Source organism: Methylocystis sp. JR02, from assembly GCF_030063565.1.
Classification (GTDB): domain Bacteria; phylum Pseudomonadota; class Alphaproteobacteria; order Rhizobiales; family Beijerinckiaceae; genus Methylocystis; species Methylocystis iwaonis.
In genome coordinates this window covers 2,116,028-2,139,768 of sequence record NZ_JASIRC010000001.1, presented here as the reverse complement: position 1 = coordinate 2,139,768, position 23,741 = coordinate 2,116,028, and the positions used below count along the sequence as shown (strand labels likewise).

General features: G+C 64.6%; 17 protein-coding genes. 3 read left to right on the top strand and 14 right to left on the bottom strand.

Going from position 1 to position 23,741, the window contains the following annotated elements; genetic code table 11:
* Positions 1-75: 75 nt before the first annotated feature.
* On the bottom strand, positions 76-1,098 hold the full coding sequence (locus QNA11_RS10125; RefSeq protein WP_283482931.1) for an acyltransferase family protein: 1,023 nt from the start codon (positions 1,096-1,098) through the stop codon (positions 76-78).
* A 193-nt stretch (positions 1,099-1,291) separates the two neighbouring features.
* On the opposite strand from QNA11_RS10125, the gene QNA11_RS10120 reads away from it, so the two are divergent.
* Positions 1,292-2,092 (top strand): enoyl-CoA hydratase, encoded by an 801-nt coding sequence (locus QNA11_RS10120; protein ID WP_283482930.1) that lies wholly within the window; start codon positions 1,292-1,294, stop codon positions 2,090-2,092.
* Between the two features lie 352 nt (positions 2,093-2,444).
* On the opposite strand, the gene rpoC is transcribed toward QNA11_RS10120, so the two are convergent.
* The 13 genes from rpoC to QNA11_RS10055 form a co-directional block, all read right to left on the bottom strand.
* Positions 2,445-6,620, bottom strand: a complete 4,176-nt coding sequence (gene rpoC / locus QNA11_RS10115) for a DNA-directed RNA polymerase subunit beta' (protein WP_202072871.1) — start codon at positions 6,618-6,620, stop codon at positions 2,445-2,447.
* A 236-nt stretch (positions 6,621-6,856) separates the two neighbouring features.
* The gene (rpoB, locus tag QNA11_RS10110) at positions 6,857-10,999 is read right to left on the bottom strand and encodes a DNA-directed RNA polymerase subunit beta (RefSeq protein ID WP_283482929.1); all 4,143 of its coding nucleotides are present in this window, start codon (positions 10,997-10,999) and stop codon (positions 6,857-6,859) included.
* A 150-nt stretch (positions 11,000-11,149) separates the two neighbouring features.
* On the bottom strand, positions 11,150-11,527 hold the full coding sequence (rplL, locus tag QNA11_RS10105; protein ID WP_202072869.1) for a 50S ribosomal protein L7/L12: 378 nt from the start codon (positions 11,525-11,527) through the stop codon (positions 11,150-11,152).
* 45 nt (positions 11,528-11,572) lie between these two features.
* Complete coding sequence (gene rplJ / locus QNA11_RS10100; protein ID WP_202072868.1) at positions 11,573-12,088, bottom strand: 50S ribosomal protein L10; 516 nt, start codon at positions 12,086-12,088, stop codon at positions 11,573-11,575.
* Between the two features lie 511 nt (positions 12,089-12,599).
* A complete protein-coding gene (locus tag QNA11_RS10095; RefSeq protein WP_283482928.1) occupies positions 12,600-13,013 on the bottom strand; it encodes a hypothetical protein in 414 nt (137 codons plus the stop codon).
* Positions 13,010-15,421, bottom strand: coding sequence for a phenylalanine--tRNA ligase subunit beta (pheT, locus tag QNA11_RS10090; RefSeq protein ID WP_283482927.1), 2,412 nt, complete (start codon positions 15,419-15,421; stop codon positions 13,010-13,012). Before pheT ends, QNA11_RS10095 begins: the two co-directional genes overlap by 4 nt.
* Before the next feature lie 139 nt (positions 15,422-15,560).
* Positions 15,561-15,836, bottom strand: a complete 276-nt coding sequence (locus QNA11_RS10085; RefSeq protein ID WP_349362192.1) for a DUF2442 domain-containing protein — start codon at positions 15,834-15,836, stop codon at positions 15,561-15,563.
* The gene (locus QNA11_RS10080; RefSeq protein WP_283482926.1) at positions 15,833-16,057 is read right to left on the bottom strand and encodes a DUF4160 domain-containing protein; all 225 of its coding nucleotides are present in this window, start codon (positions 16,055-16,057) and stop codon (positions 15,833-15,835) included. The genes QNA11_RS10085 and QNA11_RS10080 overlap by 4 nt, the downstream gene beginning before the upstream one ends.
* A gap of 2 nt (positions 16,058-16,059) precedes the next feature.
* The gene (gene pheS / locus QNA11_RS10075; protein ID WP_283482925.1) at positions 16,060-17,139 is read right to left on the bottom strand and encodes a phenylalanine--tRNA ligase subunit alpha; all 1,080 of its coding nucleotides are present in this window, start codon (positions 17,137-17,139) and stop codon (positions 16,060-16,062) included.
* A 194-nt stretch (positions 17,140-17,333) separates the two neighbouring features.
* Positions 17,334-18,311: a bifunctional enoyl-CoA hydratase/phosphate acetyltransferase gene (locus tag QNA11_RS10070; RefSeq protein WP_283482924.1), complete on the bottom strand. Its 978-nt coding sequence runs from the start codon at positions 18,309-18,311 to the stop codon at positions 17,334-17,336.
* Positions 18,312-18,324: 13 nt separating this feature from the next.
* Complete coding sequence (locus tag QNA11_RS10065; RefSeq protein ID WP_283482922.1) at positions 18,325-18,843, bottom strand: DUF3280 domain-containing protein; 519 nt, start codon at positions 18,841-18,843, stop codon at positions 18,325-18,327.
* Positions 18,840-19,601 carry a M48 family metallopeptidase gene (locus QNA11_RS10060; RefSeq protein WP_202072862.1) on the bottom strand — a complete coding sequence of 254 codons (762 nt, stop codon included), beginning with the start codon at positions 19,599-19,601 and terminating at the stop codon, positions 18,840-18,842. Before QNA11_RS10060 ends, QNA11_RS10065 begins: the two co-directional genes overlap by 4 nt.
* 280 nt (positions 19,602-19,881) lie before the next feature.
* On the bottom strand, positions 19,882-20,526 hold the full coding sequence (locus QNA11_RS10055) for an SCO family protein (protein ID WP_202072861.1): 645 nt from the start codon (positions 20,524-20,526) through the stop codon (positions 19,882-19,884).
* 551 nt (positions 20,527-21,077) lie between these two features.
* Here QNA11_RS10055 and QNA11_RS10050 point away from each other — a divergent pair.
* Positions 21,078-22,592 carry a helicase HerA-like domain-containing protein gene (locus QNA11_RS10050; protein ID WP_283482921.1) on the top strand — a complete coding sequence of 505 codons (1,515 nt, stop codon included), beginning with the start codon at positions 21,078-21,080 and terminating at the stop codon, positions 22,590-22,592.
* Positions 22,593-22,806: 214 nt separating this feature from the next.
* Complete coding sequence (rpoH, locus tag QNA11_RS10040) at positions 22,807-23,691, top strand: RNA polymerase sigma factor RpoH (protein ID WP_202072859.1); 885 nt, start codon at positions 22,807-22,809, stop codon at positions 23,689-23,691.
* The last annotated feature ends 50 nt before the right edge of the window (positions 23,692-23,741 follow it).

Below are 23,741 nucleotides of genomic sequence, written 5' to 3'. Positions count from 1 at the left end.
CGCCCTCCGCTGCGGCATGACGCCGCAGCGGCCGGAAGCTATCAGCTTCGCGCGCCAGCCGCTACATCGACGAGATCACGCCGCCGCTGTTTGCGCGACGCCCATCGGCTCGGCCGCCATGCGTCGGCCGGAGACCCAGGCCGCGCGCAATTTCCCGATCGGGCGGTCGATCAGCAGCCAGATGAGATAAGAGCCGGCGAGGATGAGGGCGATCGCCTCGGCGCTGAGCAGAAGGCGATCCATATAGGAGCCTTCGCCCGTCCCGATCGCGCCGATCACCGACCAGTGCAGCAGGTAGAAGATATAAGACATGTCCCCAACCATGCGGTCGGTCGAACCGGACGCCTGCCGCGTGGTGTAGATGGCCCAGGGCGTCATCAACACGGCGATGACGAGATTGGCCTTGCTGCTGAAGGCGAGCGCCGCCGTCTGCGTCGGGTCGAGATTTATGAAAAAGAAAAATCCATAGGCCAGGAGCAGCGCGACGCTCGCCGCAAGCGAGCCATAGGCGAGACGACGCGAGGGCCTGAGGTCATGGGTCGCCGCCGCGACGCCGATGCCGAAGAAGTAAAGGAAGGGCAGGACAGTCGCCGAGCCGCCGAGCTTGGGCGCAAACAGTGAGAGCGCCACGCAGCCGAGCACGGCGTAGAGGTTGCGCGAGACGAGGAAGACGACCATCGGCGCGACGAGATAGAACTGGACTTCCATATCGAGCGACCAGCCCGGCACATTCGCCTGATAGGGCAGTGAATTATAGCCGAGGATCATCACATTCGAGAAAAGCTGGTGGATGAGCCCGCCGACATTTTCCGGCGCGCCGCCGCGCCACCAGAGCAGCGCCCAGGCGATGGCCGAGCACAGCGCAAAGACCGGCGCGACGCGCCACACGCGCGAGACGAGAAAGGTGACATAGGACCAGTTGGTCTTCGAATAGGTCTTCGTCCACATGGTCGCGACCCAATAGCCGCTCAGCACGAAGAAGATCAGCACGGCCGACATGCCGAGGTTGAACTTGGTCGTGTGATGCAGAAAGACCGACAAGGCCAGCGCCATTCTCAGCGCGCCGGGCGCGGCGAACTTATCCGTTGTGACCGACATTGCTGCTCCAAGTCGCGCCGGGATCGAAGCTGCCACCATTACGCGCTTGTTGCGCCGCGGCGGTGTGGCAAGAGGTCGCGAGGGGGCGCGGGCGCCTGTGGCGTGGGGTCGCAGGCGGCAAGCCCAAATGCTTGCGTGGATTGTCCGCGAGACTGGTGTTTGCGGCGCAAACCAAGTCCTGTACTAATCCGGCATGTCCATTATCTCTCCCACGCCCAAGCTCCGCGTCGAACTCGCTCATGGCGTCGCGCGGCTCCTCATCGACAATGGTTCGAAGCGCAACGCCTTCGATCTCGAAATGTGGCGCGCCTTGCCGACGCTGATGGCGGCTTTGGAGGCAAAAGTCGACGCGCGCGTCATCGTGCTCTCCGGGGCGCCGGGGCTGCCCTTCTGCTCGGGCGCCGATATTTCGGAGTTTTCGACCGTGCGCGCCACGAGCGGCGGCGGCCGCGCTTATGAGCAGGCCAATGTCGAGGCGTTCGACGCCATTTCGTCCTGCTCCAAGCCGACTGTCGCCGCGATCAGCGGCTTTTGCATGGGCGGCGGCATGGGGCTGGCCTCGGCCTGCGATCTGCGCGTGGCGCGGGAGGGGACGGTGTTCGGCATTCCGGCCGGGCGCCTCGGCGTCGGCTATCCGCCCTCCGCCATGCGCTATGTGGTGACGGCGGTCGGCGCGCAACGCGCCATGGAAATGTTCTTCACCGCCCGCCGCCTCACGGCGCGAGAGGCGCTGGGCGCCGGTTTTCTTTGCCGCCTTCTGGATCAGGAAACCTTCGAGGGGGCGGTCGACGAGCTCGCCGAAACGATCGCCGCCAACGCCCCCTTGACCCTATGCGCCGCAAAAGCCGCGATCCGCGCCGCAGCGCAATTGCCGAATACGCCGACGCTGGAAGAATGCGAGGCGCTCGCCGCGAAATGTTTCGACAGCGCCGATTACATGGAGGGCAGGGCGGCCTTTCTGGAAAAGCGCGCGCCGAAGTTCACCGGAAAATAAGCACGCCGTCATTGCGAGAAGCGTAAGCGACGAAGCAATCCAGAGCCACATCATGGCACTGGATTGCTTCGCTGCGCAATGACGGCGGCGATCATATCATTTCCGTTTAAATAGCTCGGATTGCGGCTTGTCATTCCCGACGGGCCGAAGGCCCGATCGGGAATCCAGAGCCGCGCCCGTCATTGCGAGCGAAGCGAAGCAATCCAGGGCGGCGAGGCGGCCCTGGATTGCTTCGTCGGCTCCGCCTCCTCGCAATGACGGCGGTGGTTTCCTGTGTGTCCAAACGGCGCGAATAGCTAAAAAAAGGCCGCCCGTTTCCGGGCGGCCTCTGTATCTCACGCGCTGAGCAGCGTCACTCCGCCGGCGGCAGGGCCGGGGCGGGTTCGACGCCTTCCGCGCGCTGCGTGATGATGAGTTCGTCACGCCCGCCGGCGATGCCGCGGTATTTGGCCATCGCCGCGCCGGTGCCGGCCGGGATGAGACGGCCGACGATGACGTTCTCCTTGAGGCCGACGAGCGGGTCGATCTTGCCGTTGACGGCGGCCTCGGTGAGGACGCGCGTCGTCTCCTGGAAGGAGGCGGCGGAGAAGAAGGACCGCGTCTGCAGCGAGGCCTTGGTGATGCCGAGCAGCACCGGGGTGCCATGCCCGGGCTTGCCGCCGTTCTCGATCGCCTTGGCGTTCGCCTCTTCGAGCTCGAGCTTATCCACCTGCTCGCCTTCGAGGAAGCCGGTGTCGCCCGGATCGACGATGTCGATCTTCTGCAGCATCTGACGGACAATCACTTCGATGTGCTTGTCGTTGATGTTCACGCCCTGCAGACGATAGACCTCCTGGATCTCGTTGACGAGGTAAGCGGCAAGCTCCTCCACGCCCTTGATCGCCAGAATGTCGTGCGGCGCCGGATTGCCGTCGACGATGTAATCGCCCTTTTCGACGACGTCCCCGTCCTGAAGGTGAATATGCTTGCCCTTCGGGATCAGATATTCGACCGGCTCCGCGCCGTCTTCCGACGGCACGATGCTGAGACGCTGCTTGTTCTTGTAGTCCTTACCGAACTGCACCGTGCCGGAGACTTCCGCGATGATCGCGTGATCTTTCGGACGGCGCGCTTCGAAGAGTTCGGCGACGCGCGGCAGACCGCCGGTGATGTCGCGGGTCTTGGCGCTCTCCACCGAAATACGCGCGACAATGTCGCCGGCCTTCACCGTGCCGCCGGGCTCGACCGCGATGATCGAGTCGACGGGCAGCAGATAGCGGGCGTCGCCGCCGCGTTGCAGCTTGGCGACCTTGCCGTCCGGGCCCTTGATGACGATCGAGGGCTTGAGGCTCGCCGAACGCAGGTTGAGGCGATAGTCCATGACCATGCGCTTGGCGATGCCGGTCGACTCGTCGACCGTTTCCGCCAGCGACTGGCCTTCGACGAGATCCTCGAAGCCGATGGAGCCGTCCACCTCGGAGATGATGGGACGGGTGTAGGGGTCCCATTCCGCGAGGCGCTGGCCGCGCTTCACCTGATCGCCGTCGTCGACCTTCAAGCGCGCGCCGTATAGGATACGGGTGGCCGCGCGCTCCGTTCCGTCGGGGCCGAGGATCACCACGGCGACGTTACGCGCCATGACGATCAGATCGCCGTCGGAGTTGCGGGCGACGTGACGGTTGCGGATGTGGACCGTGCCTTCGAAGTTCGACTCCAGGAAGGACTGGTCCGCAAGCTGCGCCGCGCCGCCGATGTGGAAGGTGCGCATGGTGAGCTGCGTGCCCGGCTCGCCGATCGATTGCGCCGCGATGACGCCGACGGCCTCGCCCATATTGACGGGCGTGCCGCGCGCGAGGTCGCGACCATAGCATTTGGCGCAGACGCCGTTCTTGGCCTCGCAGGTGAGGACCGAACGGATCTTGACCTCCTGAATGCCGGCCTTCGTGATCGGATCGAGATGCCATTCCTGGATCATCTCGCCCGCGGGCACGATCACCGACCCATCCTGCGCCTTCAAATCCTCCGCAGCCGTGCGGCCGAGGATGCGCGACGCAAGCGAGGCGACGATCTGGCCGGCGTCGATGATCGCCCGCATGCGGATGCCGCCCGTGGAGCCGCAATCCGTGGAGGAGATGATCGAATCCTGCGCGACGTCGACAAGGCGGCGCGTGAGGTAGCCCGAGTTCGCGGTCTTCAACGCCGTGTCCGCGAGGCCCTTACGGGCGCCGTGGGTGGAGTTGAAGTATTCGAGAACCGTCAGGCCTTCCTTGAAGTTCGAGATAATCGGCGTCTCGATGATCTCGCCCGAGGGCTTGGCCATCAGGCCGCGCATGGCGGCGAGCTGGCGCATCTGCGTCGGCGAACCGCGCGCGCCCGAGTGCGACATCATATAGATCGAGTTGATGGGCATATCGCGTCCCGCATCGTCCTTACGGACGGCGGAGATGCGCTGCATCATCTCCTCGGCCAGCTTCTCGGCGCATTTCGCCCAGGCGTCGACGACCTTGTTGTATTTCTCGCCCTGGGTGATGAGGCCGTCGTTGTACTGCTGCTCATATTCCTTGGCGGCGGCGCGCGTCTCGCCGACGATGCGCTCCTTCGTCTCCGGCACGACCATGTCGTCCTTGCCGAAGGAGATGCCGGCCTTGAAGGCTTCGCGGAAGCCCATCGCCATGATGCGGTCGCAGAAAATGACCGTCTCCTTCTGACCGCAGTTGCGGTAGACGGTGTCGATCATGTTCGAGATTTCCTTCTTGGTCATCAACTTGTTGACGACGTCGTAGGGAATCTTGTTGTGCCTGGGCATAAGCTGGCCGAGCATCATGCGGCCCGGCGTCGTGTCGAAGATTTTCGCCACACGATTGCCCGCCGCATCATAGGTCCAGCCGCGGCCTTTGATCTTGCTGTGCAGCGTGATCGCCTTGGCCGCGAGCGCATGCTCGATCTCGCCCTGATTGGCGAAGCACATGCCCTGGCCCGGCTCGCCGTCGCGCTCCTGCGTCAGATAATAGAGGCCGAGAACGATGTCCTGCGACGGCACGATGATCGGCTGACCATTGGCCGGGTGCAGGATGTTGTTCGTCGACATCATCAGCACGCGCGCTTCCAACTGCGCTTCGAGCGACAGCGGGACGTGCACGGCCATCTGGTCGCCGTCGAAGTCGGCGTTGAAGGCCGCGCAGACGAGCGGATGAAGTTGGATCGCCTTGCCCTCGATCAGCACCGGCTCGAAGGCCTGAATGCCGAGACGGTGCAGCGTCGGCGCGCGGTTGAGCAGCACCGGATGCTCGCGAATGACCTCGTCGAGGATATCCCAAACCTCGGGCTTTTCCTTCTCGACGAGCTTCTTCGCCTGCTTGACTGTCGCCGAATAGCCCTTCGCGTCGAGGCGCGAATAGATGAAGGGCTTGAACAGCTCCAGCGCCATTTTCTTGGGCAGGCCGCACTGATGCAGCTTCAGCTCCGGACCGACGACGATGACCGAGCGGCCGGAGTAGTCGACGCGTTTGCCGAGCAGGTTCTGGCGGAAGCGGCCCTGCTTGCCCTTCAGCATGTCGGCGAGCGACTTCAGCGGACGCTTATTGGCGCCCGTGATGACGCGGCCGCGGCGGCCGTTGTCGAACAGCGCGTCGACGGCCTCTTGCAGCATGCGCTTTTCGTTGCGGATGATGATGTCCGGCGCGCGCAGCTCGATCAGCCGCTTCAGGCGGTTGTTGCGGTTGATGACGCGGCGGTAGAGATCGTTGAGGTCGGACGTCGCAAAGCGGCCGCCGTCGAGCGGCACGAGCGGACGCAGATCCGGCGGGATGACCGGGATCTCTTTCAGGATCATCCATTCCGGGCGGTTGCCCGACTGGGTGAAGGCCTCGATGATCTTGAGACGCTTGGCGAGCTTCTTGGGCTTCAGCTCGGTCTTCGCCTCGGCGATCTCCTGACGCAGGCTCGCGGCGATGCCTTCGAGGTCCATCGACTCGAGCAGGCGGCGGATCGCCTCCGCGCCGATCATGGCGGTGAAGTGATCCTGGCCATATTCGTCCTGCGCCGTCAGATATTCCTCTTCCGACAGAAGCTGACGCTCCTTGAGCGGCGTGAGGCCCGGATCGATGACGATATAGGACTCGAAGTAGAGGATGCGCTCGAGGTCCTTCAGCGTCATGTCGAGCAGAAGGCCGATGCGCGAGGGCAGCGACTTCAGGAACCAGATATGCGCGACGGGCGCCGCGAGCGAGATATGGCCCATGCGGTCGCGCCGCACGCGCGCCAGCGTGACTTCGACGCCGCACTTCTCGCAGATGACGCCCTTGTACTTCATGCGCTTGTACTTGCCGCACAAGCACTCGTAGTCCTTGATCGGCCCGAAGATGCGGGCGCAGAACAGGCCGTCGCGCTCGGGCTTGAAGGTGCGGTAGTTGATCGTCTCGGGCTTTTTGATTTCGCCGAAGGACCAGGAGAGGATCTTCTCCGGGCTCGCGATCGAAATCTGAATCTGGTCGAAGGCCTGCGTCGCCACGACCGGATTGAAGAGATTCATGACCTCTTGCTGATTCATGGTCTTCTCCTGAGGCGCAGCGGAAGCAGCTTCTAACCGGCTTGCCGTTACGCCGAAAATCTTTCCGCTCGATCCTCTCCCGCTTGCGGGAGAGGGTGATCCTCGCGTGAGCGAGGGTCGGGTGAGGGCCCTCATCCGTCATCGCCATAGCCCGTCTGTAAGGACGGGCGTCTTTGCAGACGCCCTATGGCGGCGACACCTTCTCCCGCAAGCGGGAGAAGGGAGGCATGTGTTGATTACTCCGCCGCCTCCGCGGCGGTGGGCGGCGCGAGCTCTTCTTCCTCGGGCGTCGCATTGGTGAGCTCGACATTGAGCGCCAGCGAACGCATTTCCTTGATGAGCACGTTGAAGCTCTCCGGAATGCCCGATTCGAAGGTGTCGTCGCCGCGCACGATCGATTCGTAGACCTTTGTGCGGCCCGCGACGTCGTCCGACTTCACCGTCAGCATTTCTTGCAGCGTATAGGCGGCGCCATAGGCTTCGAGCGCCCAGACCTCCATTTCGCCGAAACGCTGGCCGCCGAACTGCGCCTTGCCGCCCAGCGGCTGCTGGGTGACGAGCGAGTAGGGGCCGATCGAGCGCGCGTGGATCTTGTCGTCGACCAGATGGTGGAGCTTCAGCATATAGATGTAGCCCACGGTCACCTTACGGTCGAAGGGCTCGCCCGTGCGCCCGTCGAAGAGCGTCACCTGACCGGACGACTGATGCCCGGCCTTGGTCAGCATGTCGACGATGTCCTTCTCGCGCGCGCCGTCGAAGACGGGCGTCGCGATCGGCACGCCGCGCTTCAAGTCCTTCGCCGTCTCGACGAGAATCGTCTCGTCGAGATTGTCGATCTCCTCGTCCGGCCCATAGACGTCGGTCAGCGCGTTGCGCAGCACGCTCGCGTCCCGCGACTTCATATAAGCGTCGACGGCGCGGCTCACCTGCTTGCCCAGACCCGCGCAGGCCCAGCCCAGATGCGTCTCCAGAATCTGGCCGACGTTCATGCGCGACGGCACGCCGAGCGGGTTCAGCACGATGTCGACGGGCGTGCCGTCCTCGAGGAACGGCATGTCCTCCTGCGGCACGATGCGCGAGACCACGCCCTTGTTGCCATGGCGGCCGGCCATTTTGTCGCCGGGCTGAATCTTGCGCTTCACCGCGACGAAGACCTTGACCATCTTCATCACGCCGGGCGGCAGCTCGTCGCCGCGCTGCAGCTTCTCGACTTTGTCGAGGAAGCGGTTTTCGAGGCCCTTCTTCGACTCGTCATATTGCTTGCGGACGGCTTCGATCGACGCCATCAGCGCGTCGTCCTCGATGACGAAAGTCCACCACTGCGAGCGGGGATATTCGTCGAGGATCGCCTGCGTGAGCGCCTGATCCTTTTTGAAGCTCTTCGGGCCGGCGATCGCGTTCTTGCCGATGAGCGTCTCGGCGAGACGCGCATAGGTGTTGCGGTCGAGGATGGCGAGCTCGTCGTCGCGGTCCTTGGCGAGACGTTCGATCTCCTCGCGCTCGATCGCCTGGGCGCGCTCGTCCTTCTCGACGCCGTGGCGGTTGAACACGCGCACTTCGACGATCGTGCCCTGCACGCCCGGCGGCACGCGCAGCGAGGTGTCGCGAACGTCCGACGCCTTCTCGCCGAAGATGGCGCGCAGAAGCTTTTCTTCCGGCGTCATCGGGCTCTCGCCCTTCGGCGTGATCTTGCCGACGAGAATGTCGCCCGCCTGCACTTCGGCGCCTATATAGACGATGCCCGCTTCGTCGAGATTCTTCAGCGTCTCTTCCGAGACGTTGGGAATATCGCGGGTGATTTCCTCGGGGCCGAGCTTGGTGTCGCGCGCCATCACCTCGAATTCATCGATATGGATCGAGGTGAAGACGTCTTCCTTCACGATGCGCTCGTTGAGGAGGATCGAGTCTTCGAAGTTGTAGCCGTTCCACGGCATGAAGGCGACGAGCACGTTGCGGCCGAGCGCGAGATCGCCGAGGTCCGTCGAGGGGCCGTCGGCGATGATGTCGCCCTTCTTCACCAGATCACCGACGCGAACGAGCGGCTTCTGGTTGATGCAGGTCGACTGGTTCGAGCGCTGGAACTTCATCAGCCGGTAGATGTCGACGCCGGGCTTGGCCGGATCGAGGTCGCCCGTCGCGCGGATGACGATACGGGTCGCGTCGATCTGGTCGACGACGCCGGTGCGGCGCGCCGAGATGGCGGCGCCGGAGTCGGCGGCGACCACAGCCTCCATGCCGGTGCCGACGAGCGGCGCGTCGGCCTTCACCAGCGGCACGGCCTGACGCTGCATGTTCGAGCCCATGAGCGCGCGGTTGGCGTCGTCGTTCTCGAGGAACGGGATGAGCGCCGCGGCGACCGAGACGAGCTGCTTGGGCGACACGTCCATCGCGTCGACCTTCTCGCGCGGGACGAGCATGACGTCGCCGGCGTGGCGGCAGAGCACGAGGTCTTCCGTCAGATTGCCGTCGGCGTCGACCGGCGCATTGGCCTGGGCGACGTGATATTTCGCCTCTTCCATCGCCGAGAGATAGGCGACCTCATCCGTCACCTTGCCGTCGCGCACGCGGCGGTAGGGCGCTTCGATGAAGCCGTATTTGTTCACGCGCGCGAAGGTCGCGAGCGAGTTGATGAGGCCGATGTTCGGACCTTCCGGCGTCTCGATCGGGCAGATGCGGCCGTAATGCGTCGGGTGCACGTCGCGCACCTCGAAGCCGGCGCGCTCGCGCGTCAGGCCGCCCGGACCCAGCGCCGAGAGACGACGCTTATGCGTGATCTCGGAGAGCGGGTTGGTCTGGTCCATGAACTGCGAGAGCTGCGAGGAGCCGAAGAACTCGCGCACCGCCGCGGCGGCGGGCTTGGCGTTGATCAGATCCTGCGGCATGACCGTGTCGATGTCGACCGAGGACATGCGCTCCTTGATCGCGCGCTCCATGCGCAGCAGGCCGAGGCGATACTGATTTTCCATCAGCTCGCCGACCGAGCGGACGCGACGGTTGCCGAGATGGTCGATGTCGTCGATTTCGCCGCGGCCGTCGCGCAGATCGACGAGCGCCTTCACCACCGCGAGAATATCGTCGCGGCGCAGCGTGCGCATGGTGTCGGGCGCATCGAGGTCGAGGCGCATGTTCATCTTCACGCGGCCGACCGCCGAGAGGTCATAGCGCTCGGCGTCGAAGAACAGCGAATGGAACATGGCTTCCGCCGTGTCCATCGTCGGCGGCTCGCCCGGACGCATCACGCGGTAGATGTCGAACAGCGCTTCTTCGCGGCTGGAGTTCTTGTCCACGGCAAGCGTGTTGCGGATGTAGGGGCCGATGTTGATGTGGTCGATGTCGAGAATCGGCAGCTCGTCGAAGCCCTTCTCGAGCAGCGTCGGAAGGGTCTTCGCCGTAATTTCGTCGCCAGCTTCGGCGAAGATTTCACCGGTCGACGGATCGAAGAGATCCTGCGCGAGATACTGCCCGTAAAGGTCCTCCGCCGAAACGCGGATCGCCTTCACGCCCTTTTCGGCGAGCTGGCGCGCGGCGCGCACGGCGAGCTTCTTGCCGGCTTCGAGAATGACCTGGCCGGTGTCGGCGTCGATCATGTCGGCGACGGCCTTCACGCCCTTCATGCGCTCAGCGTCGAAGGGCATGCGCCAGTTCTCGCCATCGGCGGCGTAGGTGATGGTCTTGTAGAAGGTCGACAGGATTTCTTCGCCGTCGAGGCCGAGGGCGAAGAGCAGCGACGTCACCGGAATCTTGCGGCGGCGGTCGATGCGCGCATAGACGATGTCCTTGGCGTCGAATTCGATGTCGAGCCAGGAGCCGCGATAGGGAATGATGCGGGCGGCGAAGAGCAGCTTGCCCGAGGAGTGGCTCTTGCCCTTGTCGTGGTCGAAGAACACGCCCGGCGAGCGATGCATCTGCGAGACGATGACGCGCTCGGTGCCGTTGACGACGAAGGTGCCGTTCGACGTCATGAAGGGCATGTCGCCCATATAGACGTCCTGCTCCTTGATGTCCTTGACCGACTTCGCCTGCGTGTCGGGATCGACGTCGAACACGATCAGGCGCAGCGTCACCTTCAGCGGCGCGGCGAAGGTCATGCCGCGCTGGCGGCACTCGTCGACGTCATATTTCGGCTGCTCGAATTCGTAGCGGACGAATTCCAGCAGCGAGACGCCCGAGAAGTCGGAGATCGGGAAGACGGATTTGAAGACGGACTGGAGGCCTTCGTCGGGGCGGCCGCCCTTGGGCTCGTCGACGAGCAGGAACTGATCGTAGGAGGCCTTCTGCACTTCGATCAGATTGGGCATCGCCGCGGCTTCCCGGATATGTCCGAAGAATTTGCGTGCGCGCTTGCGACCGGTGAACTTGCGGGCCAACGTCTGAGCCATGTCGCTTTTCGAGCCTCTTGTGATGAGAGCGAATGGGGATTAGCGAACAGCGGATCTATCCGTCCTGCGCTGCTCGCTATTCGCCACTCCCTCTCCCGATGCGGAAAAACCCTCTCCCGCCGCAGCGGGAGAGGGGAAATAATCGCGAGCTTACTTGAGCTCGATCTTGGCGCCGACCTTCTCGAGGGTCGCCTTGATCTTCTCGGCCTCTTCCTTCGAAGCGCCTTCCTTCAGCGGCTTCGGAGCGCCTTCGACGAGGTCCTTGGCTTCCTTCAGGCCGAGGCCGGTGATCGCGCGGACTTCCTTGATGACCTCGATCTTCTTGTCGCCGGCCGAAGCCAGGATCACGTTGAACTCGGTCTTCTCTTCAGCGGCCGGAGCGGCGGCGCCGCCGGCCGGAGCAGCGGCGACGGCGACGGCGGCGGCGGCGGAGACGCCCCACTTCTCTTCGAGGAGCTTCGCGAGCTCAGCCGCCTCGAGGACGGTGAGAGCCGAGAGGTCTTCGACGATCTTTTCGAGATTAGCCATTTGTAGCGTCCTTTGAATTTGGTTCGATTTGGTTCTGCAAGCCTCTTAGGCCGCGTCCTTGTTGGCGTAAGCGCCGAACACGCGCGCAAGCTTGGCGGCTGGCGCGGTCGAGAGCTGGGCGATCTTGGTCGCGGGCGCATTGATGAGGCCCACGAGCTTGGCGCGCAGCTCGTCGAGAGACGGCAGGGTCGCAAGCGACTTGACGCCGTCCGTATTCAGCAGCGTGGCGCCCATGGCGCCGCCCAAAATCACGAATTTGTCGTGATCCTTGGCGAATGCCACGGCGACCTTCGGCGCCGCCACCGGATCGTCCGAATAGGCGATCAGGGTCGGCCCCTTGAGCAAGGGGCTGATGTCGGCGACGTCCGTGCCATCCAGAGCGATCTTGGCGAGGCGGTTCTTGGCGACCTGAACGGTGGCGCCCGCTTCGCGAGCCTGCTTGCGCAGCCTCTGCATCTGGGCGACGGTCAAGCCGGAGTAGTGCGCAACGACAACTGCGCCGGCCTTCGAAAAGACCTGCTGCAGCTCCGCTACGGCTTCTTTTTTCTCCGCTCTATCCACGGTTGCTCTCTTCTAACAGGCGGGAAACCCCGCCGGTTGCGACATGCCGCCCGCGGGAAGCAGGCGGCGCCGTAGATCCTGTCCCCGAAACGAAGCGCCAGACTGGCGAACCGCTCCGGTTGAAGGGGCGCGAACCAAATTCGAAGGACGGTGGCGTTTCCGCCAGCGGCCAAAAATTTCGGTTTCCCCGTCTGTGCAGGCCGCCTTCGGACGACAGATTTCTCTGAGGTCCTCCGGGCGATTGAGCCGCTTGGAGTTGTGGATAACTCCGCGCCGGCGCCGGCAGTCTCGGACAGGACATGGCCGGACAGGACGCGAGGCTGAAGCCCCGGGTCCGCCGGCCTATCCACCGTCTTTCCCTTGAGCCATTGACAAAGCCGAGGTTCGGACGGAAGCTTCAAAACTGAGGTCGGGGTCGATTGCGTGTCTAGCCCCGGAACGGCCTATTTAATGGGGCCGCGCGCGTTTGCCAAGAGGCAATTTTGATCCCCTTGCCCCTCGGGCATTCGATCTAGCGCCTCCCCGGCGTAAACTCCATCCGTATCCGGCCGTGCGTGTGAAAACCCCGGCCGTAGCTCGATGCGGTTGCGTGGCCTGAGCCGGATTTCGAGGCTCCTCTGCTTGCGCCGCCCTTCTCCCCCTCGCTCGCAACGCCCGGATAGCTCGCGCCATGCTGGCCCCGCATCGGGCCGAAAGAGGCGAGGCAGAGATTATAGGCGTTGGCGTCCTTGATCGCCTCGCAGTCGTCGATCTTGCGCGGACCGGCGAGGGCGGGAGACGCCAGGAAAAGGGCGATGATAGCCAAGAGCGGCGCGTCATTGCGAGCGAAGCGAAGCAACCCAGGGGTGGCGACGCGGCTCTGGATTGCTTCGTCGCTGCGCGCCTCGCAATGACGGCGGGCGCCTTCTTGCTGGCTGGTCGTCACCGCAGCGTCGCCCCGGTCTTCTTGCTCGCCTCGGCGACGATCTTCTGCGCCACAGCCTCGATCTCGGCGTCGGTCAGCGTCTTCTCGCGGGGCTGGAGCGTCACCGCGACGCCAACAGACTTCTTGCCCTCCGGCACGCCGACGCCCTCATAGACGTCGAAGACGCTGACATCGGTGATGAGCGCTTTGTCTGCGCCCGCGACGGCCTTGACGAGATCGCCCGCTGGCGCCGAGCGGTCGACGATGAAGGCGAAATCGCGCGAGAGCGGCTGAAGGTCGGAAAGATCGAGCTTCGGCTTGATCTTGGTCGGCTTGGCCTTGGGCGCTGGCAGCACGTCGAGGATGATCTCGAACGCCGCGATCGGTCCCTCCACGTCGAGCGCCTTGAGCGCGCGCGGATGCAACTCGCCGAAATAGCCGACCACGGCCTTGGGGCCAAATTGCAAAGTCGCCGAACGGCCCGGATGGAACCAGGCGGGCCCGCCGGGGACGACCTGCAGCCCGCCGGTCGCCACGCCAAGCGCGCCCAGGAGCGCCATGACATCCGCCTTGGCGTCGAAGGCGCCGGCGCGCTGCGCGGGCGCGGACCAATGCCGGCCCGCGCCGGAAAGGCCGCGGCGGATGCCGGCGGCGGCGAGCCTTTGGCCTTTCTCGGTCGGGTCGATGAAAATCTGCCCGACCTCGAAGAGGTCCTGATCGCCCAGCCCGCGGGCGGCGTCGCGATGCGCGGCGGCGACGAGGCCCGGCAGCAGGCTTGGCCGCATGTCGGAAAGGTCCGCCGCGATCGGATTGGCGAGGGCGAGGCCCGGCGCGCCGCCGCCGAAGGCTTCCGCTTGCTCCTTGGAGACGAAGGACCAGGTGACGGCCTCGACGAGCCCCTGCGACGCCAGCGCGCGGCGGGCGTTGCGGGCGCGTTTCTGCATCAGCGTCAGCACGGCGGCCGCGACGCCTTCCGGGCGCGGCAGCGGCGTCGAGGGCACATTGTCGACGCCATAGATGCGGACGATCTCCTCGACGATATCGGCCTTGCCTTCGATGTCCGGCCGCCATGTCGGCGCAGTGATCTTGGCGCGCTCGGTTCCGGTCTTTTCGACGGTGAAGCCCAGGCGCTCGAGAATGGCGGTCGCTTCCGCTTGCGTGACGTCGACGCCTGCAAGGCGCTGCGTTTCACTCCAGGGGAAGTCCACGACGCGCCCCTCGCGTGGGACAGCTCCGGCGATCACAAGTTGCGAAGCCTCGCCGCCGCAAAGCTCCAAGACGAGCTGCGTCGCGAGCTCCATTCCGGGGAGAGCGAAGTCGGCGTCCACGCCGCGTTCGAAACGGTAGCGCGCGTCGGTGACGATGCCGAGTTTGCGGCCAGTATGGGCGATGTTCTGCGGGTCCCACAACGCCGACTCGATCAGCACGTCGGTCGTGTCGTCGTTGCAGCCGGAAACCTCGCCGCCCATGACGCCCGCGATGGATTCGACGCCATTGTCGTCGGCGATGACCACCATGGTCTCGTCGAGCGCATGCGTCTTGCCGTCGAGCGCCAGCAGCGTCTCGCCAGCGCGCGCGCGGCGCACGGCAAGATTGCCCGTCACCTTATTGGCGTCGAAGACATGCAGCGGGCGGGCGCGGTCGAAGGTGAGAAAATTGGTGATGTCGACGAGCGCATTGATGGGACGCAGGCCAATCTCGCGCAGGCGCTTTTGCAGCCAGGACGGGCTCGGGCCGTTCTTGACGCCCTTGACGAGGCGCAGCGCAAAGAAGGGCGCGAGATGTTTGTCGTCCGCGACGAAATCGAGCGTGACGCCGACCGGGCAGGGGAATTTGCCCTCGACGGGGAGAATGTCCCTCTCCTTCAGCACGCCGAGCCCCGCCGCTGCGAGATCGCGCGCGACGCCATAGACGCCGGCGGCGTCCGGGCGGTTGGGCGTGAGATTGATCTCGATGACTGGATCGTCGAGCCCCGCCCATTGCGCGTAGACGGCCCCCACGGGCGCGTCCTCGGGCAGCTCGATGATGCCTTCGCTTTCCGTTGCAAGGTCGAGCTCCTCGAAGGAGCACATCATACCGAGCGACTCGACGCCGCGAATGACGCCCTTGCCCAGCGTAATCTTCTTGCCGGGAATATAAGCGCCCGGCGCCGAGAAGACCGTCTTGAGACCGGCCCGCGCATTGGGCGCGCCGCAGACGACCTGCACCAGATCGCCCGCGCCCGTATCGACCTTGCAGACGCGAAGCCGGTCGGCGTTCGGGTGCTGCGCCGCCTCGGCGATTTGCGCGATGGTGAAGTCTTTAAGCTGCGCGGCGGGGTCGTGCACATGCTCGACTTCGAGGCCGATGCGCGTCAGCGTCTCGACGATCTCGGCGAGCGTGGCGGAAGTGTCGAGATGCTCTTTGAGCCAGGAGAGGGTGAGTTTCATTTCTTAATCTCGATGCATTCGCAAGAAGACGTGTCCTTGAATGTCGTCTTCGATGCCGAGTTTCGGCGTAGACTTCTTCGTAGCGCGCTAAGCAGTTGGTCTCCCGACGGCGGGGCATATTTCCGACATCGTCGCAGAATCAGGCTGCCCTTTCCGGCGGAACCGCGCCGGGCGCTCTCTGTCCACGCAACATGCTGGCGACGCTGATATCTTCGTCGACCTGCGGCCAGTGCATTCCCATCGGGGAAAGTTCGACGACGTTACGCTCCTCACGCGACGCCGTCGCCAGACGCGGATACCACCATAGCGGCGTGCGCAAGATGCGACCATCGGCGAGTGCGACAGTAAGAAACTCGTCGTCGCATTTTGCCTCGATTGGCCGGCTGTCTTCGACCTCAATTTGCAAAGTGGTCATGCCACACCTTCAGAAAGGGTTCCATCCCGTTCGTCACGGGTCTTCTTGATGATTTCGTTCAGCTCCTTGGCCGAGAAGCCTATATTGACCGCGAGGGTGACGTTCTCAAGCCAGATTTTCGCTTCGTTCCGGTCCTTCGCAACGTGGATGTGGGCTGGTTCCCACCCATCCGCCGAGTAGAAAAAGAAGCGATAGCCTTTCCATCGCAGCAGCGTCGGCATCGCTACCCGCTCAACCCGCCCGCAAGCGTCGGGAAATCCAGCGGCCTGAACCCATAATGCTCCAGCCAGCGCGTATCGGCGTCGAAGAAGGCGCGCAGGTCCGACATGCCATATTTCAGCATGGCGAGGCGGTCGATGCCCACGCCGAAGGCGAAGCCCTGATAGATATCGGGGTCGTGCCCGCAATTGCGCAGCACATTGGGATGCACCATGCCGCAGCCCAGAATCTCCATCCAATCCTCGCCTTCGCCGAAGCGGATTTCGCCGCCCTGGCGCCGGCACTGCACGTCGACCTCCATCGAGGGCTCGGTGAATGGGAAGAAAGAGGGGCGGAAACGCAGCTTCACGCCCTTCACCTCGAAGAAGCTCTTCAGGAACTCCTCCAGCACCCATTTCAAATGCCCCAGATGCGTCGACTGGTCGATCACGAGCCCCTCGACCTGATGGAACATGGGCGTATGGGTCTGGTCGAAGTCGCAGCGATAGACGCGCCCCGGGCAGATCACGCGGATCGGCGGCTTTTGGGAGAGCATGGTGCGCACCTGCACCGGGCTCGTATGGGTGCGCAGCAGCCTTTTCTCGCCGGCCTCCGGCGAGAGGAAGAACGTGTCCTGCATCTCGCGGGCGGGGTGGCCCTCGGGAAAGTTCAGCCGGGTGAAGTTGTAATCGTCGCTTTCGATGTCCGGCCCCTCGGCCACAGCGAAGCCCATATCCGCGAAGATGACCGAAAGCTCGTCCATCACCTGAGAAATCGGATGGATGCGGCCGCGCTCCAGCGGGCTCCGCGCCGCGGGCAGGGTCACGTCGAGCGTCTCGGCCTTGAGCCGCGCCTCCAGCGCCGCCTCGGCGAGCGCGGCGCGGCGGGCGGCGAGCGCCTCGGTGGCCTTGTCCTTCAGCGCGTTGATCTTGGCGCCTTCGGTCTTGCGCTCCTCGGGCGACATTTTGCCCAGCGTCGAGAGCAGCGCCGAAATCGCGCCCTTTTTACCCAGCGCGGCGAGACGCACAGCCTCGAGCGCCGGTTCGTCGGCGGCCTCTGCAATCTGGCGGAGCGTGTCTTGTTCGAGTTTCGCGATATCGGTCATGTCGGCGCGTCTGTTTGCGGAATAGGCGGTAAGCGCCCGTCATTGCGAGCGAAGCGAAGCAATCCAGGGCGGCGATGGCGACCCCTGGCTCGCTTGGCGGCTTTCCCCTCGCAATGACGGCGGAAGCCAGAGCCTGCCCCGCTGCCTGAAAGATTTCCCGCGCCTTCTGCCACGCGCGGGGCCTTCTGTCGAGGCTAGGTCGTCGCCCTCGGCCGATGCGCGAAAAGCTGGGCCAGGGCCGAGGAGGCCACGCGCGACTTCACATCGTCAGCGCGGCTGGTCAAAACGATGGGAACACGGGCGCCCAGCACGACGCCCGCCGTGTCGGCGCCGGCCAGAAACACAAGCTGTTTGGCGAGGATATTCCCGGATTCGAGGTCGGGCGCGACGAGAATGTCGGGGTCGCCAGCTACCTCGGAGGCGATATGCTTGGCGTCGGCGGCGTCGCGGGAGATCGCATTGTCGAAGGCGAGCGGACCGTCGAGGATCGCGCCGGCGATCTGGCCGCGGTCCGCCATTTTGCACAAAGCGGCGGCTTCGACGGTCGAGGGGATTTTCGCCTCGACGGTCTCGACCGCCGAGAGGATGGCCACCTTCGGGCGTTCCATGCCGATCGCATGGGCGAGGTCCACGGCGTTGCGAACGATGTCGCGCTTGATGTCGAGCGCGGGCGCGATGTTGATTGCGGCGTCGGTGACGAACAGCAGCTTGTGATAGGTCGGCGCGTCGATCACGAAGACATGGCTGATGCGCCGGTCGGTGCGCAGGCCCGTGCCGTCGCGCACCACGGCCGCCATCAGCTCGTCGGTGTGCAGCGCGCCCTTCATGATGGCGTGAAGCTTGCCGCGCCGTACCAGCTCGACCGCCTGATCCGCCGCCGCATGGCTATGCGGGGCCTCGACGATGTCGACGTCCTCCAGCGAGACGCCGGCCTCGCGCGCGGCCGCCTCCATTTTCTTGCAGGGGCCGATCAGCGTCGGCACGATCAGCCCCTTGTCGCGCGCCGCCAGCGCGCCTTCGAGCGACGGCCGGTCGCAGGGGTGAACCACCCCCATGCGGATCGGCGGCAGGGATTGCGCGCGCGTGACCAGCTCTTGCAGCAGCGCCCCGCGCGGCCGGGCGAAGACGGCGCTCCAGGGCGGAGGGGCTTTGCCGCTGTCGCATTCGCTCATCTCTGTCGCCCTTTCAGATCGCCGGGTCGCGCGCCAGCCGCTCGATGAAGAATTTTGCCGCCCGCGCGTAAGATTGGTCGTTGTCGCCGCGGAAGTCGAAGCCTTGATGATAGATAAGCTCGCCGGACGACGCCTGCGTGATGGAGACGCCCAGGCTCAATATCAGCGTGCTCACCTTGTTGACGAGGCCGGTCATGACGAGATCGGCGCCGGCCTTTTTGCCGAGCGCGGCGGCGCAATTGCAGGTGCGAATATAGGTCTGGGCGAGGAGCCTATCGAGCTCGTCCTGCACCGCCGCGCGGTCGACGATCTCATAAGTGCCCTGCGCCGCGAGCCCCGAGGCGATGGCGTCGCGCACGTCCGCGAGCCGCCGCGCGTGCTCGGCGCGCTGATCTACGGGTTCGTTGGAGGTGTCGATAATTTCGAAATCGAGGACGAGAAGACGTTTCTCGGTCTTGACGCCAGCCTGCGCCCGGGCCGCGAAGGGAAGAAGCGCCGTCGCAGCGATGAGCCGCCGCCGGTCGAGCATCATCCTTTGGCTCCATATTTGTGCAGATGCGCGCCATGCGCCGAAAGCCATGCCTCGGCGCGATCGGTCTCGGGACACAGGCGGCGCGCCAGCGACCAGAATCGCGGCGAATGGTCGAGATGCACCAGATGCGCCACCTCATGGGCGGCGAGATAGTCGAGAACGAAAGGCGGCGCCATGATCAGCCGCCACGAAAAATTCAGCGATCCTGTCGATGAGCACGATCCCCATCGGCTGACCGGATCGCGCAGCCCGACGCCGCGCGGCGGCAGGCTGAGCGCCGAGGTGTGGCGCGCGACGGCGTCTTCGAGGTCGCGACGCGCCTCGCGCTTGAAGTGATCCTGCACGCGCCGGTGCACATGCTCGGCCTGGCCGGCGACACAAAGCGCCAGCGGCGTCTCTACATCGTCGCGCTCTTCCGTCCACACGGTGCCGCGCCGATCGGGCAGATGGATGACGGCGTGATCGACGCCGCGGAGGGGAATGAGCGAGCCATGCGCGAAGGGAATCGTCTCGGGCAGCCGGTTCAATCGCGTGGCGATCCAGGCGGCGTGACGCTGGGCGAAGGCGCGCGCCTCGCGAATCGAGGCGCGGCTCGGCATGGTGAGAACCGCGTCACGCGCGGCGAATCGAACCCTCAGGGTAAAACGCCGCGCAGTGGTCGCGCGGCGCAAAGCGACGACGATCGTTTCGCCGGCGTGTTCTAACGTAAGGAGGGACGTTCCCTTGCCGGAAGGGCCGTCGCGCAAAAGGCGAAGCATGCGGACATGCTAGCGAAAGGCTGCGTGAGTCGCGAGTTCGAAAAACGCAACTACCGCAAAAAATTCGCTTGGCGTAGACTTGCGAGTCGTCCTGCGCCGCGGTGAGGGCGCGTGATAGGAGATCGGCTTGTTCGGGCGGCGTCATTCCCGACGCTCGCTCGAGCGAGCGATCGGGAATCCAGAGCAAAACCGGCGCTTTTGTGGCTCTGGATTCCCGGTCGGGCTTTCAGCCCGCCGGCAATGACATGCCCCAGTGCGAGCTATTCAAACGGAAATGGCGTTACAGATAACGCGCCAGATCCTTCGCCGCTTCCTCGGGTTTCCGGTTGACGTTGAAGGAAGTGACGAAGCGGCCGTTCTTGTCCATCAGATAGACAACCGTGGTGTGATCCACGGCGTAGTCCTCATCCTTGCCCGGCGCACGCTTCGCGTAGATGCGATAGGAGCGCAGCATGGGTTCGAGCTGCGCGCGCGGACCGGTGAGGCCGGTGATGCGCGGGTCGAAATTCGCCAGATAGTCCTTCAAAACCTCCGGCGTGTCGCGTTCTGGATCGACGGTGACAAAAAGCCCGCCGACTTTTGCGTCGGGTCCGAGCGCGCGCAAAATCTCCGACATCTCGAAGAGGGTCGTGTGGCACACGTCGGGGCAATGCGTGTAGCCGAAGAAGATGAGATAGGGCTTGCCGAGCAGCTCCTTCTCATTGACCTGCGCGCCCGTCTGCGACGTCAGTTGAAACGGGCCGCCGATGGCGGAGGCCGGCGGCGCAGGCGGCGTGTTGCTCGTCACGGCGACGAAGACGCCGAAGATAAGGGCGAAAACTGCGCCCGCGCCGATGAGCAGGCCTTTGGAGATCGCAGGACCGTTCGCCGCCTTTTTGTCGCCGCGCTTGTTCCTGCCGTTTCCCTTCACCGACCCTCTGGACATGCGTGCCTTCCCTGCGTCTTGTCGGCCGTCGCGTTACGGCGTCTCGTTTTGATTTTCGAACTTATGCGCCTGAATCGAATTCCGCAAAAGTTGGCCGCTTTCGCGATGGAGAACTCGCTTCGCTTATCGGTCGGCGCGGTTTCTGGTCGCTCCGCCAATTGGGGTCGAGCGGAAAGCAGGCCAGGCGATGTGCGCGTCGAAGTCATCGCGCCGTCGGTCTCGAGTTTCGCGACGTCGCGCCGTGGCATTCTGTCCTTCGGGTGCGGGACGATCGTAACGTCGACGGCGCTGCCGGGCTTTGTTCTCCAGATTGACGGCGGCTGCAAGCTAGAGGGCTGCCGGCCGTGGCTTGGGGCGCTTGCCGCATGCGCCCGGTTGCGACGGCGAACCTCTCCGACACGAATTTAGCCCGGCGCAGCGCATTCGCCAAGTCACGGCTTTTCGTCACGGCGTTTCGCCTGCGCGAAGATGCTGCGCTGCAGCGCGGATGCGGGTGGGGCGAGAATGATGTAGCTTCCGTCTCCGCCGATTCCCAGCGAGAGCGCCACGTCATGAGCCAAGCCAGCGAAAGCCGCCCCAACGCCGTCCCCGGTAAGATTCTCGTGGGCGCGGCGCATGGCGGGGCGGGGGCGCGCGCCTATCGCTATCTGACGCTGTCGCTCGGCAACCGCCACGGGCTCATCTCCGGCGCGACCGGCGGCGGCAAGACGGTGTCGCTGCAGCTCCTCGCGGAAGGCTTCTCCAATGCGGGCGCCTCGGTCTTCCTCGCCGATGTGAAAGGCGACCTTTCGGGCCTCTCCCAACCGGGCGACGCCAAGCCTCCCTTCGTCAAACGCGCCGAGGAAATCGGGTTGGATTACGAGCCCGACCGTTTTCCGGTGGTCTATTGGGACGTCTTCGGCGAGCAGGGCCATATGGTGCGCGCCACCGTTTCGGAAATGGGCCCGCTGCTCATCTCCCGCCTGCTCGACCTCAACGAGACGCAGGAAGGCGTCATCAATATCGTCTTCAAGGTCGCGGACGAGCAAGGGCTTTTGCTGCTCGATCTGAAGGACCTTCGCGCCGCGCTCGCCCATGTCGCCGAAAACGCGGCGGAATACAAAGTCAAATACGGCAATATCGCGCCGGCGAGCGTCGGCGCGATTCAGCGCCAGCTCCTCGTGCTGGAGACGCAGGGCGGCGACAAATTCTTCGGCGAGCCGGCGCTGGAGATTACGGATTTCATCCGAACCGATCGCGACGGGCGCGGCGTGGTGAATATTCTCGCCGCCGACAAGCTGATGCGCGCGCCCAAGCTCTACGCCACTTTTCTTCTGTGGATGCTCTCGGAGCTTTTCGAGACGCTTCCCGAGGTCGGCGACCAGGATAAGCCGAAGCTCGTCTTCTTCTTCGACGAGGCCCATCTCCTTTTCGACGATGCCCCGAAGGCGCTGCTCTCGGCGATCGAGAAGGTCGTCCGGCTCATTCGCTCCAAGGGCGTCGGCGTCTATTTCATCACGCAGAATCCGCTCGACGTGCCGGACGCCGTGTTGGGTCAGCTCGGCAATCGTATCCAGCACGCGCTGCGCGCCTTCACGCCGCGCGACCAGAAAGCGGTGCGCGCGGCGGCGGAAACCTTCCGCAAGAACCCCTCTTTCGACACGGCGGACGCCATCATGCACCTTGGCGTCGGCGAGGCGCTCGTCTCCATGCTCGGCGACAAGGGCGCGCCGGAGATCGTCGACCGCGTGCTGATCGCGCCGCCCGCCGCCCGCGTCGGCCCCGTGACGCCGCAAGAGCGCGCCGCGGTCATGGGCGAGAGCAAATTCGCCGGCAAATATGACACGCCGGTCGATCGCGACTCGGCTTACGAGAAGCTACAGGCGGGCGGACAAAACGCCGCAGGCGGCGGCTTGATCGGGACCATCGGCTCCGTGTTGGGCAAGCTCTTCGGCTCGGCCAAGGGCAAGAATCTCTCGCCGGCCGAGGCCGCGCTGCGGTCGGCCGTCCAAAGCGCTGCGCGCACAGCGGGAAATCGCATCGCCAAGGAAATTTTGCGCGGCGTCCTGGGCGGCATCAGTAAATAGAATCTTAAGCTTCGCGAAGTGTCGGGACACCCCGGCGACGCTTTCGCCGGGCCTTTATTACGGAATCTTAATCCCGACTTTAGCGAGTTGTCACGTAGCGGTCATTTTCCTGCCCGTCGTTTCCGGCCTATACTATCCTTGTTGCGATCGGCGAATGCGCGATCGACCGTCGCGGGCTTGCCGCCCCGGGAGCCCGTCAGGGGAGGGACGAGATATGGCGAATACTTTGCCCATCGTCGCGGAAGGCGGGCTCGCCCGTTACCTTGCCGAAATCCGCCGGTTCCCGATGCTGGAGCCGCAGCAGGAATATATGCTCGCCAAGCGTTGGCGCGAACATGAAGACCCGAAGGCCGCTCACGCGCTTGTCACCTCGCATCTGCGCCTCGTGGCCAAGATCGCCATGGGCTATCGCGGCTACGGCCTGCCGATCGGCGAGATCGTCTCGGAGGGCAATGTCGGCCTGATGCAGGCCGTCAAGCGCTTCGAGCCGGACCGCGGCTTCCGCCTCGCTACCTATGCGATGTGGTGGATCCGCGCCTCGATTCAAGAATACATCCTGCGCTCCTGGTCGCTCGTGAAAATGGGCACGACGGCGAGCCAGAAGAAGCTCTTCTTCAATCTGCGCAAGGCCAAGAGCCGCATCTCCGCCTTCGAGGAGGGCGATCTGCGGCCCGAGAATGTCGAGAAGATCGCGACGCGCCTCGGCGTCTCGCAGCAGGACGTGATCGAGATGAACCGCCGCATGGGCGGCGACGCCTCGCTCAACGCGCCGCTGCGGGAGGAGGGCGAAGGCGAATGGCAGGACTGGCTCGTCGACGAGAGCGACGACCAGGAGCGCATTCTCGCCGCGCAGGAGGAGAGCAACAATCGCCTGAAGGCGCTGCGCGGCGCGCTCGACGTGCTCAACCCGCGCGAACGCCGCATCTTCGAGGCGCGCCGCCTCGCCGACGATCCGGTGACGCTCGAGGCGCTTTCCGAAGAGTTCGGCGTCTCCCGCGAGCGCGTCCGCCAGATCGAGGTCCGCGCCTTCGAGAAAGTGCAGGCGGCGGTGAAGACCGGCGTGGCTCGGATCGAGGAGACGCACGCCGCGGCGATGTGAGGGGGCGAGAGCCCCTTCACCCGCTCTCCCCGTCATTGCGAGCGCAGCGA